General features: G+C 62.6%; 9 protein-coding genes. 2 read left to right on the top strand and 7 right to left on the bottom strand.

The features are described 5' to 3' along the window. From entS to fes, 4 genes are all read right to left on the bottom strand, one after another. The coding region (gene entS / locus ACJ8OK_RS05580; RefSeq protein WP_442530436.1) for an enterobactin transporter EntS at positions 1–1,228 on the bottom strand (1,228 nt) is incomplete at its 3' end. 58 nt (positions 1,229–1,286) lie between these two features. Continuing rightward, positions 1,287–9,797, bottom strand: coding sequence for an amino acid adenylation domain-containing protein (locus tag ACJ8OK_RS05575; RefSeq protein ID WP_442530435.1), 8,511 nt, complete (start codon positions 9,795–9,797; stop codon positions 1,287–1,289). Between the two features lie 50 nt (positions 9,798–9,847). Next, positions 9,848–10,072: an MbtH family protein gene (locus ACJ8OK_RS05570; RefSeq protein ID WP_442530434.1), complete on the bottom strand. Its 225-nt coding sequence runs from the start codon at positions 10,070–10,072 to the stop codon at positions 9,848–9,850. A gap of 29 nt (positions 10,073–10,101) precedes the next feature. Then, a complete protein-coding gene (gene fes, locus ACJ8OK_RS05565; RefSeq protein ID WP_442530433.1) occupies positions 10,102–11,409 on the bottom strand; it encodes an enterochelin esterase in 1,308 nt (435 codons plus the stop codon). Positions 11,410–11,609: 200 nt separating this feature from the next. Here fes and ACJ8OK_RS05560 point away from each other — a divergent pair, with 200 nt between their 5' ends. Next, positions 11,610–13,799 carry a TonB-dependent siderophore receptor gene (locus ACJ8OK_RS05560; protein ID WP_442530432.1) on the top strand — a complete coding sequence of 730 codons (2,190 nt, stop codon included), beginning with the start codon at positions 11,610–11,612 and terminating at the stop codon, positions 13,797–13,799. Positions 13,800–13,849: 50 nt separating this feature from the next. Here ACJ8OK_RS05560 and ACJ8OK_RS05555 read toward each other — a convergent pair whose 3' ends face one another. Further along, complete coding sequence (locus tag ACJ8OK_RS05555) at positions 13,850–14,470, bottom strand: helix-turn-helix transcriptional regulator (RefSeq protein WP_082996789.1); 621 nt, start codon at positions 14,468–14,470, stop codon at positions 13,850–13,852. Positions 14,471–14,580: 110 nt separating this feature from the next. Next, on the bottom strand, positions 14,581–16,038 hold the full coding sequence (locus ACJ8OK_RS05550; protein ID WP_442530431.1) for an amino acid permease: 1,458 nt from the start codon (positions 16,036–16,038) through the stop codon (positions 14,581–14,583). Between the two features lie 619 nt (positions 16,039–16,657). On the opposite strand from ACJ8OK_RS05550, the gene ACJ8OK_RS05545 reads away from it, so the two are divergent. Continuing rightward, positions 16,658–17,932, top strand: coding sequence for a Glu/Leu/Phe/Val family dehydrogenase (locus ACJ8OK_RS05545; protein WP_004937972.1), 1,275 nt, complete (start codon positions 16,658–16,660; stop codon positions 17,930–17,932). 68 nt (positions 17,933–18,000) lie between these two features. On the opposite strand, the gene ACJ8OK_RS05540 is transcribed toward ACJ8OK_RS05545, so the two are convergent. Beyond that, the gene (locus tag ACJ8OK_RS05540; RefSeq protein ID WP_261440778.1) at positions 18,001–18,990 is read right to left on the bottom strand and encodes an ankyrin repeat domain-containing protein; all 990 of its coding nucleotides are present in this window, start codon (positions 18,988–18,990) and stop codon (positions 18,001–18,003) included. Between the last annotated feature and the right edge of the window lie 172 nt (positions 18,991–19,162).

Genomic DNA, 19,162 nt, shown 5'->3' with positions numbered 1-19,162 from the left:
CCTCCCCCCCCCCCCCCCCCCCCCCCCCCCCCCCCCCCCAGGCCACCAGCACGCCCAACAAGGCGGCGAACGCACCGAACGACAGCACGCTCATCAACGGGGTAAACATCCTGCCCAGAACGCCGAGCCCTAGCGCGCCGATCGAATCGCCGGTCACGTCCTGTGCGGTGCCGAGGCTGTTCACCCGCCCCAGCAGATGGTCCGGCGTGTTGCTCTGGATCAGCATGAACTGCAGAAGTGAGGCGATGGCATTGGCATAGCCGTAGCACACCAGCGCCAACAGCGCCGGCGCCAGATGGCTGAACAGCCCCAGCGATGCGATGGCGGTGAACGCGACGATAGCGGCGGCCAGGATCAGCACGCCAGGGCGAGAGAAACGCCCCACCCAACCGCTGGTCAGCGCGCCCAGCATCGCACCGAGCGGCACCGCAGAATACATCAGGCCAATTGAGGAGGCGCCGACGTGGTAAGCGTCCTGCGCCAGCGCCGGGAACAGCACCCTGACGGCGCCGACGATGCTCATCAACATCCCCAGCAACACCACCGAGCCGACCACCTTATTGCGCCAGACAAACTGGAAGCCGCTGGCGAGCGCGCGCAGCGGGTGTTCCGGCTCCTGCTGCTGCGGCAGCAGCGTCGGCAAGCGCACTAGCGGTACAAGGGTGCCCAGCGTCCCGGCCGCCGCGACGGCGAAAGCGAGACCGACACCGCCGAACACGATGATAATCCCGCCCAGCGCCGGCGCCAGGATCGCGCCGATGCGCACCGTCACCATGCTCAAGGCCCCCGCCGCCGCCAGGTTTTCACGCCCAACCAGCAGCGGGATCACCGCCATCAGCGCCGTCATGCCCAGCGCGCCAAAGAACCCGTCCCAGGCCGCCAGCAGGTAGAGCGCCCACAGCGAAGGCGCCGGGGCGAAGGCGTTCAAACTCAGGGCGACAAAGCCCAGCCCGCAGGTGCCGCGCGCGAACAGGATCAGCTTGCGGCGATCGTAGCGATCGGCGAGCACCCCGCCCAGCATCAGGCCGATAAACATGCCCACCCCGTCCAGCGCCACCGCCACGCCCACCTGCAACGTGGAGCCGGTCATCGCCTGGATCTGAATCGGCACCCCCACCGCCAGCATGCCGAGGGAAAACACCGACAGCATGCGGGCGCAGAAAATCGCGCGAAAATGCGCATTGCTTCTCAGCAAACTGAAATCAAGAAAAAAAGAAGGTCTGGCCATAGTGTCCTGCATATCATGTTTTAGTACGGGCCGTGGCGCACGCCCCGGCCCGGTTGCGTTATACCAACCCGTATTGCCGCGTCAGCAGCGAATGCAATAGCGGCCCAAGCGTCTCCAGTGAGGCCGGCGACAGGATGTCTGCGTGCTCGCAGCCTTGGTGATGGCAGATCAGCCCATCCAGATACGGCGCCCACACGGCGTTGATGTCCATCTCTGGCGGCAGCGTCCGGTCGGCGACGAACAGCGTTGCCGTGCCGTGGAAACGCCGGCTGCGCGCTTGAGACAGAAGGCGCACCGCGTCGCGATAGTTGGCGACGATGCTGTCAAACATCGTCGCCTTTTCCGCCATCAGCGCCGGATCGCCATGATCTTCCGCCATAAACTCGGCCTGCTCCTGCGCCACCTCCTTCTGCGCCTCCTCCTCGGTGGGGCCGGTCCAGTCCTGGCCTTCCGGCGGATAGGTATCCAGCATGCCGAGGAACGCCACCTCCTCCCCCTGCTGCTGCAGACGCGCGGCCATCGAATGCGCCAGCGTGCCGCCGAGCGAATAGCCCAGCAGGTAGTAAGGCCCCTGCGGCTGCAGGTGGCGCAGAGTGGCGAGATGACGATCGACCATCTGCTCAATGTCTTCGCAGGTGGCGATGGCACCATCCGGCCTTGGCGACTGCAGCCCGATAATCGGATAGCTCCCCGGCAGATAACGGCTCAGCCCCGAGTACTGCCAGGCGAAACCGGAAGCCGGGTGCAGACAGAACAACGCCGGGCCTTGGCCGGCCCGCAGCTGCAGGCATTCGCCGACGCCGCGGCTTTCGGCCGAGTTGGCGGCCTGCACGTCATCAAGCAGATGCGCCATCTTCTCCAGGCTGCGGGCGAACATGATTTGCCCGACGCTCAATGGCCGAGGGACGCGCCGCCGCAATTCCGCCGCCAAACGCATCGCCAGCAGCGAGTGGCCGCCCAGTGCGAAGAAGTCGTCGTCGGCGTACACGTTTTCACGGCCCAGCAGTTCCCCGAACAGCGCCGCCAGTAGGCGCTCGCTGTTGCTGTGCGGCGCGCGGCCGCTCTGCGGGTTCAGCTGCGGCCGTGGCAACGCCTTGCGATCCAGCTTGCCGCTGGCGCTGAGCGGGAAGCTGTCGGTCATGACATAGCTGACCGGCATCATATGCGCCGGCAAACGCGCCTCCAGCGCCTGATGCAGTACGGCGGTATCCAGCGTCCCCCCCGGTTGGGCGATCAGCCAGGCGACCAACTGCCGCATATCGGCGCCGCCCAGTCCCGTCGCGCCCTCGCCCAGTTCGATGGCGTGCACCGCCGCTTGCGCTACCCCCGGCTGCGCCAGCAGCGCCTGCTCGATTTCACCCAGCTCGATGCGCTGGCCGCGGATCTTCAGCTGATCGTCGCTGCGGCCCAAATACTCGACGCTGCCGTCCTCCAGCCAGCGGGCGATATCGCCGGTGCGATACATGCGAGCGCCGTTGCCGGCGGGATCGGCGACAAACCGCTGCGCCGTCAATCCCGGCCGATGCAGATAGCCTTCGGCCAGCTGAATGCCGCGCAGGTAGAGATCGCCGGCGCAGCCGACGGGCACCGGCCGCAGCATGGCGTCGAGAATGCTCAGTTGGGTGTTCCAGACCGGTTTGCCGATCGGCACGCCGGCGCCGTTCACCGCCGCCAATGCCTCGCCGGACGCCGGTTGATAGGTAACATCGACCGCTGCCTCCGTCGGGCCATACAGGTTATGCAGCGGCGCGGCAACCAACGCCTGATAGCGGGAAGCCAGTTCACACGACAACGCCTCGCCGCTGCAGAACACGCGTTTCAGGCTGGCGGCGGCGCGCTGCGGCGCCCGTTCGTTCAACGCCTCAACCCAGATAGCCAACATCGACGGAACGAAATGCAGCGTGGTCACGCCATAGTCGTCGATCAAGGTCGTCAGCGCCTGCGGATCGCGGTGCGCCTCCGGCGGCGCCATCACCAGACGCGCGCCGACCATCAGCGGCCAGAAGAACTCCCAAACGGAAACGTCGAAGCTGCACGGCGTTTTCTGCAGGACCACGTCCTGCGTATCAAGCGCATACTCATGCTGCATCCAGAACAGACGGTTGACGATCGCCCGGTGGTTCACCACCACCCCTTTCGGCCGCCCGGTCGAGCCGGAGGTATACAGCACGTAGGCGGGATAATCGCCGCTCCCCGCCGCTGGGCGCGGTGCCGGTTCGCGCCCGCTGTCATCCAGCGCATCGAACCGCAGCGTCGGCGCCAGCGCGGCGAAGCGGGCATCCAACGCGCTCTCGGTGATAATCAGCCGTGGTTTGGCGTCCTCCACCATGTAGGCCAGCCGCTCGTCCGGGTAACCGGTATCCAGCGGCAGCCAGGCGGCGCCGGTCTGCACAATCGCCGTCAGCGCCAGGCTGAGGCGTACCGAACGCGGCAACGCCACCGCGACGATATCGCCCGGCTGAATGCCGGCCGCCGTCAGCCGTTCGGCCAACAGCGCGGCCTGGCGCTGCATGTCACGGTAGCTGAGGCTGTGCCCGGCATCCTGCAGCGCGATGCGTTCCGGCGTGCGCCGCGCTTGATCGGCGATCGCCTGATGCAAGGTGGTGTCCGCCACCGCCTGCCCGGTGCGGTTGACCGCCGCGATCAGCGCCTCTTCCTGCGGCGTTTGCAACTGCCAGCGCGGCAGCGGCAGATCCGGCTGCGCTATCCACTGTTGCAGCAGCGCCATCAGCCGCGCGGCGAAGCGTTCAGGCTGCGGCACCGAATCGCGGTACTCCATCAGCAGACGCAGGCGCTCGCCCGGCAGCACCAGCAGCGTCAGCGGATAGTGGGTATAGCCTTTGTTACGGATGGCATCGCAGCGCAAGGAACCTGCGCCGCCAAGCAAGGCGTCGTTGTCCGGGTAGTTTTCCACCACCAACAGCGTGTCGAACAGCGTGCCCGCCCCGGCCAGATGCTGGATATCCCCCAAGCCCAAATCGTCGTGCTCCAGCAGTTCAATCTGCCGATGCTGCAGTTCGGTCAGTTGATCCGTCAACGAACGGTCATGCTGCAGACGAACCCGCACCGGCAGCGTGTTGCTGAACAGGCCAACGTGTTCCTCAATCCCTTCTATCTGGCCAAAGCGGCCGGAAACCGGCGAGCCGAACACCACGTCCTGATGGCCGCAACAGCTGGCCAGCTGCAGCGCCCAGATGCCCTGCATCAGGGTATTGAGCGTCAACCCGCGTTCGCGGCACAGGGTCAGCAAGCGCCTTTCCTCGGCCGGCGGCAGCGTCATTTCCAACTCATGCACGCGATCGTTATGCGATTCACCGAACAACAACGTCGGGCGCACATCCTGCAGCGTCTCACGCCAGAGGCGGCGCGAGGCGTCGGCATCCCGCGCGGTCAGGCGGCGCACGATATCGGCGTAGTTCGAGCGCAGCGGCGGCAACGCCTGCTCGCCTTCACGCAGGGCCAGCATCAGATCGTTGAGCACCACCGGCGTCGACCAGCCGTCGACAATCAGATGGTGCGCGTTAAGGAACAGCGTGTAGCGTTCGCTATCGCCGTGTTTGATCCGCAGCGCATGCAGCATCGCGCCCGGCTGATTAAACAGATCGCGCCGCAACTCTTCCTGTTCCAGTTCATGCAGCGCCTGCGCTTCTTGCTCTTCGGACAGCGGCGGCAGCTTACGACTGTCCAGCGGCCAATGGCTTTCCTGCGGTATCAGCTGCAGCGGTTCCCCCTCGCGGTTGAACCGGGCGGCCAGCTGCGGATGGCGGCGGATCACCGCATTCAGCGCCTGCTGGAGTTGATGTTCGTCCAGCTCGCCGCAGAGGCTCAGGCGCGTCAGCGAGTTATAGCTGCCGCCCTGCTGCGCCGTCTGCGCATGGAACAGCAGGCCATGTTGCAACGGCAACAGCGGCAGCGCCGCGGCCAACGGCCCGCACTCTTGCTCCCAGGCGCGCACCGTCTCATCGTCAACGTTCGGCTGGGCGATCTCGGCCGCCACCAACGTTGCCGCCGCGCGTTCGGGATGACGCTCGGCAAACTCGCACAGTGAACGCACCGCTTGCTCGATGCCGCTGTGCAGCTGCGCAATGTCGCTCTCGCTGAAAATCGCCTCCAGCCAGCTCCAGTTGATCGCCAGGCAGGCGCCGTCGCGCCGCTCTTCGACAAAGATATTCACCTCCAGGCCATACGACAGCGCCTGCTGCGCATCCTGCGCCACGGCGAAGGCGTCGCGGAAGCGGGTTTGGCTGCGTTGCGGCGTCCAGTTCCCCTCATCCTGGCTGAAACGCCCGAGGTAGTTGAACAAGATTTCCGGCGCATTGCGCTGCGCCAGCGCCGCCAGTTCGTCACGCTGCGGATGCAGATAACGCAGCTGGCCATAACCGACGCCGCGATCGGCCACCGCTCGCGTCGCCCGTTTCACCGCACGCACGGCCTCATTGTGCTCAGCGTCGTGCAGTTCAATGTGCAGCGGATACTCCGCCGTCAGCCAGCCGACGGTGCGGGCCAGATCGATTCCGTCGTCCAGTTCGGCGCGGCCATGCGACTCCAGAGAGAAACGCAGCGAAGCGGCCTGGAAACGGCGGCGGCAGGCCTGAGCCAGCGCGCACAGCATGATCTCTTCAACCTGCGCGCGGTATCCCTGCGGCAATGTGCCGAGCAGCGCGGCGGTCAGCCGGCTGTCGAGTAACGTGCGTTTTTCCGATACGTCGCCAGTGCGATCGCTAAGCGGATCCAGCGCGCGTCGCCCCAAACGCGGTGCGCCGTCCGCCAGCATCCGCCGCCAGAACGGCAGCTCGGTTTCCCGGCGTTCAGCGTCGGCTCGTAGGCGTGCAGACCACTCATAGAGCGAGGTTTCTTCCGGCGGCAATGTGATCGGCTGCCCCTGCATGGCGCTGTCGGCCACCTGCCGCAGCTCGTCGAGCAGGATGCGCCAGGAAACGCCGTCGACTACCAGGTGATGGATCGCCAGCACCAGCCCCAGGCTCTGCCCGTCGCGCTGCAACAGGATGCCTTGCATCATGGTGCCGGCAGCCGGTTCGAGATGGTCAAGTGCGGCATCAAACGCCTGTTCCGCCGCTAACTCCAGCTCACCGGACACGCTATCAACCTGCATCAGCTCACCGGCGGCGGTGGTTTCAACCACCAACTGACCGTCGCGGATCCGCGCGCCCAGCGCCGGGTGCGCCGCACGCAACTGCTCCAATGCATAACGCAGCTGTTCCGGTTGCAGCTCGGCAGGCACGCGCAGAAAAACGCCGTGCGCGAAGCGACGATGCATATCGCCCGTCTCGGCAAACCAATGCAGGATCGGCAGCCCGTCGATCGGGCCTTGTTGCACGCTGCGCGCAGCCTGAGAGTCTACGGCCAGCGGCTGCATCGCCTGCGCCATGCGCGCGGGGGTGTGCAGCGCGAAGATCTCGCGCGGCCGCAGCAGATACCCTTTGCGCCGCAGGGCGGTGCCCAGCCCCATCGCCGAGATGCTGTCGCCGCCGAGCGCGAAGAAATCGTCGTCGGCGCCGATGCGATCCATCCCCAGCAGCTGCGCCATGGCGCCGCAAATCAGCCTTTCCTGCTCGGTGGCCGGCTCGCGAATGCTTTGCGCCAGCGTCTCCTGCGGTTTGGGCAGCGCCTGGCGGTCAATCTTGCCATTCACGTTAAGCGGCAGTTCCGGCATCACCACCAGGATCGCCGGCACCATATAATCCGGCAGACGCTGCGCCAGCTGCCCCAGCAGTTCGCTTTGCAGCGAGGGTGAGGCACGGCGCGCGTCATCCTGCACCGAGCAATAGCCGATCAGGCGATAGGTGGCGCCGATCGGCTCGGCGATCGCTACCGCCCGCCCCACGTCCGGCAAGGCGGCCAAGGCGCTTTCCACCTCACCCAGCTCGACGCGGAAGCCGCGCACCTTGATTTGGTGATCGGTCCGGCCAATGAACACCAGCTGGCCCTCCGCGCTCCAGCGCATCAGATCGCCGCTGCGGTACATCACCTCGCCTTCGGCGAACGGATTGGCGACAAAGCGCGCCGCCGTCAGATCCGGGCGCCGCAGGTAACCGCGCGCGATGCCTTTGCCGGAAATGTACAGCTCGCCCGCCGCGCCGATCGGCACCGGCTGCAGGCGGCCGTCGAGCAGCCAGACTTCGGTATTGGCGAGGGGACGGCCAATCACCGGCTGTTCGGCGGCCGTGACCGGCGCGCCGAGGGTATCGACGGTGTATTCGGACGGGCCGTAATAGTTGTGGATCTCCACCTCCGGATGCTGCTGCATCAGGTTCCACAGCGTCGGCGTCGCCGCCTCGCCGCCGATCATCACGAACGCTGGCAGCGGGAACTGCCCCTTCAGCAGGCCGCAGTCCACCAGTTGCGAGAAGAATGACGGCGTGATGTCCAGCAGATCGATCGGCGTCTGTTGGGTTTGTTCGAGCAGCGCCCAGGGATCGCGGCGCAGCTCCTCATCGAAGATGACCAGTTCGCTGCCCATCATCATGCAGAACAGCGGTTCCCAGGAGGAGTCGAAAGAGAACGAAGCGGTATGGCCGGCGCGCAGGCGGCGCGCATGGCGAGCCTGGAATTTTTCGATCGCCGGGCCAAACAGCGAGGCCTGATGCGACAGGAACAGGTTCAGCAGCCCGCGGTGCGTGGACATCACGCCCTTGGGTTTGCCGGTCGAACCGGAGGTGTAAATCATATAGGCCAGATGCGCCTCGTTCAGCGGCGCACGCCGTTCGGCATCCGTTATCGGCGCAGCTTCGGCGGCCGCGCAGCGCGCCAGGCACGCTGCGTCGTCCAGGCACAATACCTGTGGCAGATCCGGCATATTGATCTGCGTAGCGCGGTGGGTCAGCAACATCGCCGGCCGCGCGTCGTCGCACATCAGCGCCAGGCGTTCACGCGGGTAATCCAGATCGAGCGGCATATAGGCCGCGCCGCTGGCCAACACGCCGAACAGCGCGACCAGCGTGTCCACCGAGCGCGGAATGCCGATGGCGACCACGTCTTCCGCGCCGATGCCGCTTTCGATCAGCACTCGCCCCAGCTGCATCACCCGTTCGGAGAGCTGACGGTAGCTGAGGCGCACATCGCCGCAGGCCACCGCCAGCGCCTCGGGCTGCCGCTCAACCTGGCGCTGAAACGCATCCATGATTGACACCATGCCTGCCGGCGGCGTCAGATGCGCGCCGCGCCCCCAGGCCGCGAGCTGCTTTAACTCCCCTTCGCCGATCAACGCCAGTTGACCGTTCGGCTGGTGCGGCTGCCGCGCCAGTTGCTGCAGCCAATGGCCGATGCGCTCCGCGTGGTGATGCAAGGTGCGCGGCGAGTATTTGGCCGGGTTGGCCACCAACGACAGCGTCAGCACGCCGTTGCGAAAGCCGATCTCAAACTCGAGATCGTCGACCGGCCCCATCGCCAGCGTATGGGTAACGGCCGCCTGCCCGTCGAAAGACAAGGCGCTGTGGTAAACCTTGACGTTGATCACCGGGCCGTACAGTTCCTGATGGCCGCCGACCAGGCCGAGATCGCGTTTGATCTGCTCCGCTTCATAGCGTTGATGGCGGCGCGCCTGTTTGATTTGCGCCACGGTCGCCTGGCAGACGTCCGCCAGCGACATCTCCGGCGTCACATTCAGCAGCAGCGGCAGCACGTTAACCACCGGGCCGACCGCCGCCAGCGCTTGGGAGCCCATACGGCGCATGAAAGGAAAACCGAGTGAAAAACGGGTTTCGCCGCTCATGCGCGCCAGATACATCGCCAGCGCCGCCGTGACGATATCGGCCGGTTGCAGCGACTGCAGCGCGCCATCGCGCAGCGCTTCGTCAAACAGCGATTCCGGCAGCACCAGCGCCTGTTTGAGCGGCCGGGCGCCCGGTTCAACCTCCCGACTCTCCGTCGATAACGACAGCGGCGACGGCAAATCGCGCAGATGCTGTTGCCAGAATTCGGCCGCCCGCCGGCGCGCCGGCGACGTTTGCCATTGCTGAAACTCTTCCACCACCTTGCCGAACGGGGTAAACGGCGATGCCGCCGGCGACAGCCCGTGTCGCAGCGCGCGATAGATATCGGCGATCCGACGGGTGATGGCCTCGAAGCTGAAGCCGTCCAGGGTCAGATGATGAAAGCGCTGGTACCAGAACCAGCGATCGGCGCTGACGCGGATCACCGCATGGCGATAGAGCGGCCGTTCGCCGTCCGCCGGCAGATCCTGCGCCAGATCGTCGTTCATCAGCGCCAGCGCCGCCTGCTCGGCGTCCGGCCGCGCGCTGAAATCGAACCACTCCGGCGCCTGCACGCGTGCGGGATCGGCTATCAGCGGTAAACGCTGCACCGGCTGGCCGTCCTGCGCCTCAAAGAATCGCGCCTGAACCGTATCCGCTTCGGCCAGCCCCTGACGGATCGCGCGCTCCAGCGCAGAACGATCGATAGCGCCGTGCAGTTCGGTGTAGTGCGCCACGGCGAAGCTGTTGCGGCGCAGCGCGATTTGGTCGGCGATCCAGATCCCCGGCTGCGCAGCAACCAGCGGATAATCCCGATACTCGACCTGAGTATCCGGTAAAGAAAGCGTTTCTGACATGGTGTCTGTCCTTTCCCTCAAACGGAATATATCGATTGACTGCCAGGCGCTTAACGCGCCGCATCCGTCGCTTTCAGCGCCGCCGGCCGCATGTCCTGCCAGTGCGTTTCGATGTAGTCGATGCACTCGCCGCGCGACGCCGGCCCCATCAACACGCGCCACCCCTGCGGCGTATCGGTAAACTGCGGCCACAGCGAATACTGCTGCTGCGCGTTGACCAGCACGGAGAAACGGAGGCTTTCGTCATCGAACGGGTTTTGTTGTTCCTGAGTCATTTTCATTACCTGTCTGTCAAAATGTGGGATTACTTCATTGCGGAAAGCAGCCGGCGCACGCCGTCCACCAGGCCGCCGCGCCAGCAGAGCGCGTCATGTCCGCCGGAATACACGCGGTAGTCGGCGCGGTGCCCGGCCGCCGTCAGCGCCTGGTGCATCTGGCGATTGACGAATTCGATGTCCGCCTCCCGATCGCCGGCCTGTTGGATCACGGTGAGCTTGGGTGCCGCCGCGTTGCGCTGCCGAACCTGGCGTATCAGCCAGCCTTCCTCCAGTTCGTGGCGTTTTTCGAACTGGGTCACAAATTGCACCGTAGGCCACCAGAAGGAGCCGGACTGGCTCAGCACGTGGCCAAAGCGCTCGGGCCAGTGCAAACCGGCGTATAACGCCGCCAGCCCGCCGTAGCTCTGGCCGGCGACCACGGTGCGCGCCCCAGTCTCGCTGAACGCTTCGCGGCGCTGCGCCTGCGGCAGCAGTTCGTCGATCACCGCTTGCCAGAAGGCGGCGTTGCAAGGCAGCTCGTTTTCCCGGTGTTCGCCATCGATCGCATCGATCAGCAACCAGCACGCGGGCGGCAACTGCCCTTTTGCGGTCTCGTTCTCAATCACCGGCAGCAGCGCATGCCTTTCGATCCAGTTTTGGCCGTCGAGCAGCAGCACCAGCGGGCGGTTCGCTTTCACCGCCGCGTCGCCGCTGGCATACAGCCAAACGCGCCGCTGGTTACCCAGCCGTTCGCTGCGCCACTGAAATAGCTGTAGCCGCGCCTCATCCAGCGGCCGATCGGCGGCCTGCCAGGCGCTTTGATCGTCGGCATCCGGCCCTTGCGCCAGGGATACGGGCCGCGGGCGATGAGACGGCCCCAGCGAGAGCCGATTCAGCGGATCGGCGATCGCCAACGGGAACAGCGATACCCACCAGGCACGCTGCTGGCGGTCGCGTAACGTTTCGTCGTCGCTGAAGACGGGGGGCAGGTCTCGCTCGGTAATGGGGATCAGGCTGTAGCTGCCGCGCCAGCGGCGATCGATAACGGCCGAGCCGTACCAAACGTCGGTGCCGGGGAGCCGAGTCAGGCTGCTGGGGGACGTGCTGTGGTGATCGGTAATGCCGTTGATATCGGCGTAAACGCGGCATATCGGCGAGTGCCGTTCATCGCCGGCGGGGTCGCGCCATAGCCAGGTCATTTTGACGTGGCGTTCGTCGAACGCTTCGACGATGGGCGTGCCCTGCGCGGCAACCTTTTGCCACCACGCGGATTGCCCCGCCGCCTCTTCACGCAGCCATTGCGCCGCCAATCCCTCAAGGTCGTTTCCTGGCCTCTTTTCCGGCAAAAACTCCATAGCGCCCCTTACATAACATGAGTGATTTTTACAAAACCTGACAATCGTATTGATACTCATTATCATTTTCAATACTATTTGTCGGATTTTTACCGTCGTGCACATACGGCGTCTCCGCGTCGACGGGTGAATACCGCTCGCCGATATTTCGGGGTTTATCAGGGTGGCATAACACACAACGCAGGTATGCAGGAGAGATAATGAAGACTAAAAACAAAGGGATAGCTAACGGGAATGCGGAGGCGATGTCCGCCAGGCGTCTGTTGCTGGGATCGGCGCTGGCGTTATTGCCCTTGGCGCAACACGCGTCTGCGGCAGCGGACGAAACGATTTTGGTGACCGCCGACGCGCAAAACAGCGTGACCGCGCCGGTCAAAGGGATCGTCGCCAAAGAGAGCGCCGCCGGCACCAAGACCGCCGCCTCTCTGCGCAAGACGCCGCAGTCCATCTCGGTGGTCACGCGTGAGCAAATGAACGACCAGGAGCCGGCGTCGGTCGCCGACGCGCTGAACTACACCAGCGGGGTGATCACCACCTACCGCGGCAACTCCAACCGCAATGACGAAGTGATCAGCCGCGGCTTCCGCTATGCGCCCAAACTGCTCGACGGTCTGCACTTTGGCCTCTCGAGCCAAAATGGCGGCGCCGGGCAGATCGACCCCTGGCTGCTGGAGCGCGTGGAGATGGTGCACGGCCCGGCCGGCGTGCTGTACGGCCAGGTCAGCCCCGGCGGCGTGGTGGTGATGACCAGTAAACGCCCTACCGCCCAGAGCATTCACGAAGTCAAATTCAGCACCGGCAACCGCCATCTGGCGGAAACGGCGTTCGATTTCGGCGGCAAACTCAACGACGACAACACCCTGTTCTATCGCCTGAACGGTATCGCCAGAACCGAGCACGAGTTCGTCAAAGACAGCAAGCAGCAACGGGTGGCCATCGCGCCGGCCTTCACCTGGCTGCCGAACGAAGACACCAGCTTTACGCTGCTGACCAGCTACCAGAACGATCCGAAAGCCGGGTCGCGCAACTTCCTGCCGCGCGCCGGCACGCTGTTCCCGACCAGCGCGGGCTATGTGCCCTATGACTTCAACGTCAGCGAGCCCAGCTTCAACAAATCGCGGCGCGAGCAGGCGTCGATCGGTTACAGCCTCGAGCACAACTTCAGCGATGCGCTGTCGTTTACCCAGAACCTGCGCTTCACTCACCGCGATGAAGACTATAAATATCTGGTCTATAACGTAAATTCTGACGTTAACGACCACACCGTGACGCGCAGGGCGCAGCATGAAACGCAGATGACCAACGAGTTTGGCGTGGATAACCAGCTGAAGGGCCTGTTCGATACCGGCGAGGTGAAGCACACCGTGCTGGGCGGGCTGGATTACCGCTACAGCCATAGCGATTCGAAGATGTATCGCGATCGCGGCAACGATTACCCGATCGACTGGGCCAATCCGGTTCGCCCCAGCATTGATGGCAGCGCGCTGACGCTGGTTTCCAGCGAATTGAAGACGCTGAATCAGGTCGGGGTGTATCTGCAGGATCAGCTGGAGTGGAATAACTGGAACCTGCTGCTGTCCGGCCGCCAGGACTGGTCGCAGGTCAACACCCGCGATCGCACCGCCGGCGGCAAAGAGCAGACCTACAACGATGCCCAGTTCACCGGCCGCGCGGGCCTGCTCTACGCCTTCGACAACGGCATTTCGCCGTATGTCAGCTACAGCACCTCGTTCGATCCTAACCTGTATCCGAGCGCGCCGGGCGCCGATCCGCTCAAGCCGACCACCGGCAAACAGACCGAGGTGGGCGTGAAGTACCAGATCCCGGGCGGCAATACCCTGCTGACCCTCTCCTGGTTCGATATTACCCAGCGCAACGTGGCGTCCTATAACCGTCTCACCTCCGCCTATGAGCAGATTGGCGAGGTGAAATCCAAGGGGATTGAGGCGGAAGTGCACGCTCAGCCGACGCCGGCGATCAAGCTGACCGCCGCCTATACCTACACCGACGTAGTGACCAAAGACTCCAACTCGGCGGACGAAATCGGCCACAGCCCGGCGGGCATCCCGCGCCACGCGGCGTCCGCCTGGGGCAGCTACAGCTTCCTGAGCGGCGCGCTCAACGGCCTGACCGTCGGCAGCGGCGTGCGTTATATCGGCGATGCGCCGGCCGACGCCACCGGCCAGTACGACGTGCCGCACTACACGCTGTACGACGCCATGGTGAAGTATGACCTCGGTCAGGCTTCGTCGGCGCTGCGCGGCGCTGCGCTGCAGCTCAACGTGCAGAACCTGACGGACAAGAAATACGTTTCGTCGTGCAGCGGCGAGTACGCCTGCTTCTACGGCAGCGGCCGCAGCATTATCGCTTCGGTCAACTACCGCTGGTAACGACAAGGGGCGGCCATCGCCGCCCCTTTCTTCCGCCTTTCTCGCCGCCTTTACTCCTGCTTCAATTCCCGCAGGTGCTTGTACACCGTGGCGCGCCCCATCGACAGCACGTTGGCGATGTAATCCGCCGCGCTTTTGGCCTTGAACGCCCCCTGATGATAGAGATCGCTGACCAGCCGCCGTTTCTGCTCGCGGCTCAGCGCGCCGAGCGCGGCATTTTCGCGCCGCAGCCAGTCATGCAGGAAGGTGTTGATCTTCTCCTGCCAGTCGTCTTTGAACAGCTGTTGCGGCTGCGGCTGCAATCGCGTGACCGATAAAAACATGTCCAGCGCATTGCGGGCGTCCTCGAACATCGCGGTGCTCAGGTTGATGCACAGCAGATACCTGGGCTTGCCCTGCTCGTCGCGCGCGGCGATGCTCACCGAACGCATTTTTTTGCCGTCCCAGTTCAGCTTTTCATAGGGGCCGGTCACGCCGGCGCCGCCATCGAGCTCGAAGTCTTCCAGCCCGGCGTCATCGCCCGGTTTGCGCTTCGACAGGTTGTTCGCCAGATAGGCAATCTTGTTGGTGGCCAGATCGTGGATCACCACTTCCGCATTCGGGAAAAACAGCGCGGCGATGCCGTCGGCGACCGATCGCAAAAGGTCGAGTTGAGAAGAAGAGTTCGGCACGCTGGGGGTCTCCGTATAGCCCGGTTTGGTTTGCGGTTCAGCCGCTTAGCATACCGCAGTTGCCGCCGCTTGCCGAGCGGAGCGGCGGCAAGCGGCGTATCCTTCGCCGGTTATTCCGCCTCGGCGCCGCGCCGATAAAACACGTAGCTCTCGCGCGCCACGCTGTCGCGGACCCGATAGCGCCAGATCAGGCCGAGCGTGGTAAACCACAGCGGCATGCTGCACAGCGCGATCAGCGTATCGCGATCGAACACCATCAGCACCAGCGTAAAGGCGAAAAATGCCAGCGTCAGCCAGGCCATCGCTACCCCGCCCGGCATTTTGAAGTGGGAAGCGGCGTGCAGATCCGGCCGCTTCTGGCGATACACCAGGTAGGCGACCAAAATCATGCCCCAGCTGTAAACCACCAGGATCGCCGCCACGGTAGAGACGATGGTGAACAGCGTCATGACGTTCGGCACCAGTACCAGCAGCAAGGTGCCGGCCACCATGCAGAAGCAGGAAAACAGCAGGCTGCGGATCGGAATGGCCGTGGTGCGCGACAGAATGCGGAACTGACCGTGGGCATGCTTTTCCATCGACAGGCTGTACAGCATGCGGGTGCTGGAATACACCCCGCTGTTGGCCGAGGACATCGCCGAAGTCAGCACCACGAAGTTGATCACTGTGGCGGCGGCCGGCAGCCCCGCCCGATCGAACAGCATCACGAACGGGCTGCTGTCCGGCGAGATGTGGCTCCATGAGGTGACGGCGATAATGGTCAGCATCGAGCACACGTAGAAGACGATGATGCGGGCCGGGATCGCGTTGATCGCCTTCGGCAGCACCTTCTCGGGGTTTTTGGTCTCCGCCGACATCGTGCCCAGCAGCTCGATGCCGGTGCAGGAGAAAATGGCGATCTGGAAACCGGCGAAAAAGCCGAAGATGCCGTGCGGCATGAAAATGGCGGGATCGGTGACGTTATGCAGCGAAGCGGTCACGCCGTCCGGCGAGGTCCAGCCGCTGAACACCATCCAGGCGCCGGTAGCGATCAACGCGACGATCGCCACCACCTTGATCATCGCGAACCAGAATTCGGCCTCGCCGAACATCTTGACCGACAGCATGTTGAACAGACACAGAAACCCCAGCGTCAGCAGCGCCGGCAGCCAGGGCGAGACGTCTGGCAGCCAATATTGCACGTAGCCGCCGCACACCACCACGTCGGCAATGCAGGTCACGACCCAGCTTAGCCAGTAGGACCAGCCGAGAAAAAAGCTGGCGCGCGGCCCCAGGTATTCGGAGACAAAATCGGCGAACGAGCGGTAATCGAGCCGCGTGAGCAGCAGCTCTCCCATTGCCCTCATGACCATGAACATGAAAAAACCGACGATGGCGTAAGTCAGTACGATGGAGGTGCCCGATAGCGCGAGGGTTTTCCCGGCGCCCATAAACAGTCCGGTGCCGATGGCGCCGCCGATCGAAATCAGTTGAATGTGGCGCGCACTCAGCCCGCGCTGCAGGGTTTGGGCACAGTGAGGCCCCTCGGCTGAACCTGGGTTCAGCCGATCGCAGTGGTTTTTTGTCATGGTGTTACCTGTCCGTCGTTAAGGCGATTAAGCAACCGATGCGCGGTTGCAGCAGGAATGAAACGCCCGCGGGCGCTCTAACCGGCAAAAAAATTGAGACCAAACGCTGCCCGCCCCGTTGTGACAGGGAGGTAATAATAATGGGTACCAAGAAAATGCTCTCGTGAGCCGTCGTATCGCCCACGTTTGGCGTACAAAGCCTGAGCGTGGTGGGTAAACACTACAATATCAAATGGTTATACTTTCCCTTGTGCAACAAAAAAACGACGCCGGAGCCGTTTTAACATTAATTTAACTCTGGCGAGGGGAAATGCCATTGTCAACATGGCAGTTAAATAAAATGAAACTTTTTGATCACATTCAAGCTTCTGAAAAATAGATAAAAAGGGTTTTTATGCGCTTTATATGCATAAATTATGCATGTGATCGCTCACCACCGACAAAAAGTAATTAACTATTCATTTACCGCTCTGCAGGCGGCGAAAAACCGTCCGCTGGCCCGATGAGAGGGGGGCTAACAACCGGCATAATTAGTGGTAAATTTAGCGTCGCAAAGTGTTATGCGCTTGCTAATCCACGGTTAAACGAAATAAATACCTCTAATATATAAAGGTTGGTTATGGAAAAGCTATCCTACGCTTCAGACAGCAGCACCACCGCTTGGGCTACATATCTGCAACAAATCGATCGCGTCGCCCCTTACCTCGGTGACCTGTCACGCTGGGTTGATACGCTGCGTCACCCTAAGCGCGCTTTGATTGTCGATATCCCGCTGCAGATGGACGATGGCACCATCCGTCACTTCGAAGGTTTCCGCGTACAGCACAACCTGTCGCGCGGGCCGGGCAAAGGCGGCATCCGCTTCCACCCTGACGTCGATCTGAACGAAGTGATGGCCCTCTCCGCCTGGATGACCATCAAGTGTGCCGCGGTCAACCTGCCGTACGGCGGCGCCAAGGGCGGTATCCGCGTCGATCCGTTCAAACTGTCTGAAGGTGAACTGGAGCGACTGACCCGCCGCTACACCAGTGAAATCGGCTTCATTATCGGGCCACAGAAAGACATTCCTGCGCCGGACGTCGGCACCAACGCCAAAGTGATGGCCTGGATGATGGACACCTACTCCATGAACCACGGCACCACCATCACCGGCGTGGTCACCGGCAAACCCATCCACCTCGGCGGCTCCCTGGGCCGTGAGAAAGCGACCGGCCGCGGCGTGTTCGTCACCGGCAGCGAAGTGGCCAAGCGTCTGGGCGTGCAAATCGAAGGCGCCAAAGTGGCGGTACAAGGCTTCGGTAACGTGGGCAGCGAAGCGGCCCGTCTGTTCGTCGGCGTCGGCGCGCGCGTCGTCACCATCCAGGACCACTCCGCTACCCTGTTCAACGCCGACGGCATCGACCTGGCCGCGCTGACCGAATACCAGGCCAAGCACAAGCAGATCGCCGGCTTCCCTGGCGCCAGCGAGATCGAGAGCGAAGCGTTCTGGTCGGTCGACATGGACATCCTGATCCCTGCGGCGCTGGAAGGCCAGATCACCCGCCAGCGCGCCGAAATCCTCAGCGCCAAACTGGTGCTGGAAGGGGCTAACGGCCCAACCTTCCCAGAAGCGGACGACATTCTGCGTTCCCGCAACATCACCGTGGTTCCGGACGTTATCTGTAACGCCGGCGGCGTAACGGTCAGTTACTTCGAGTGGGTGCAGGACATGGCGAGCTACTTCTGGAGCGAGTCCGAGATCAACGAGCGCATGGACAAGATCATGACCGACGCGATGGTCCACGTCTGGAACAAGGCGGCCGAGAAAGAGTGCAGCCTGCGCACCGCCGCTTACATCGTGGCCTGTGAGCGCATCCTGACCGCACGTAAAGAGCGCGGCATCTACCCAGGTTGATACCGGCTTATTTGGCCTGCGAACGGGCCATTTTATCAGGGGGCGAAAGCCCCCTTTTTCGTTTTCACCTATTTTTGAAACAAGGCCACGATTTCTGGCGAATACAGGTCGGGATATTTTTCTGCCGCCCCGAGTATATTCTGACGAACCGTTTTACCTTTTACGCTTGGATCTGCTGCCACATACTCTGCCGGGAAGGCCAGCGCATCTTTATCAGCACCCGCAGCCAACAACGCCTTGACGCAGTCAGGATTATTGCTGGTCAGGCTTTCCAGCAGCGGTGTGCCAACAGGCCAGGCCTGTTGCTGGGCCGGTTGGGCATCGATAGAGGTTCCGGGTTTATGCAACAAGGCGATACGCTGCGCCGCTTGCGGGTCCGGCTGGCCGTCCTGGGAAGAATCCCTCGTGCAAACAAAGTGCAAAGGCGTTGATCCTACCTTGCTGACGCCATAAGGATCTGTACCGGCGGCTACCAGCAGTTTGATGACCTCCAGATTAGCCGCCCCTTCCCCCATTATCGGTGAGAATCCTTGCGGGGTAACCTGCTTGGCATCCGCACCAAATTGCAGCAACAATTTCACCAGCGTGGGCGCGGCTCCTTGGCTTTGGGCGGCGGCAATAAGCGGTGTATTAGTCCCCCCTTGCGCAATGACATTGGTATTGGCACCCGCTTTTAGCAAGCTCTGTAAAATGTGAAGGTCATCATCGGATAATTCAGACTTGTCCGTATTTCCCAACGCTGACAACAATACGGTTTCTCCATTGTCACTGATGGCTTGGTTCACATTCACCGACATATCAAGAAAACGATCGAGCAGCGCCGGCTGTTTGTAATAGGCGGCATACCATACCGTTTGAATAGTGGGGTGAGCGCCATTTTTTATCAGTTCATTAATGGTGTCCATATCGCTACTACTCTTAGAGTAAGCATACGTCATTACCGACTCATCCAGTTTTTGGGTGAGCTCCTCTTGTTCCCCAGCGTGTGCTGCAACCGAGCTTCCCAGCAGGCTCAGCGCCAGTGCGCAGGCTGTGGCACAGCGTTTTAAAATAGGCATTTTCTTGTTCCTTCAAAATAATAAAAAATTAAATAAGTGCTTTCCATTATTACGCAATGGTAATAATCACAGAATTCTTATGTGTTCGGATGAAGCGTGCTAGCAGATTTCCTTTCCATTTAGTGGGGAGCCGTTTTTCTATCATAGGAAACAAACGAAAATCAAATTCATT

Source organism: Serratia sp. CY71090, from assembly GCF_052166845.1.
In the GTDB taxonomy this organism is placed as follows: domain Bacteria; phylum Pseudomonadota; class Gammaproteobacteria; order Enterobacterales; family Enterobacteriaceae; genus Serratia; species Serratia nematodiphila.
This window is presented reverse-complemented; position numbering and strand designations above follow the sequence as displayed.

Coding starts and splice junctions, on each gene's coding strand:
- ACJ8OK_RS05550 (WP_442530431.1), bottom strand. CDS start 16,038: ATGACAAAAAACCACTGCGATCGGCTGAACCCAGGTTCAGCCGAGGGG.
- fes (WP_442530433.1), bottom strand. CDS start 11,409: ATGGAGTTTTTGCCGGAAAAGAGGCCAGGAAACGACCTTGAGGGATTG.
- ACJ8OK_RS05560 (WP_442530432.1), top strand. CDS start 11,610: ATGAAGACTAAAAACAAAGGGATAGCTAACGGGAATGCGGAGGCGATG.
- ACJ8OK_RS05540 (WP_261440778.1), bottom strand. CDS start 18,990: ATGCCTATTTTAAAACGCTGTGCCACAGCCTGCGCACTGGCGCTGAGC.
- ACJ8OK_RS05570 (WP_442530434.1), bottom strand. CDS start 10,072: ATGACTCAGGAACAACAAAACCCGTTCGATGACGAAAGCCTCCGTTTC.
- ACJ8OK_RS05575 (WP_442530435.1), bottom strand. CDS start 9,797: ATGTCAGAAACGCTTTCTTTACCGGATACTCAGGTCGAGTATCGGGAT.
- ACJ8OK_RS05545 (WP_004937972.1), top strand. CDS start 16,658: ATGGAAAAGCTATCCTACGCTTCAGACAGCAGCACCACCGCTTGGGCT.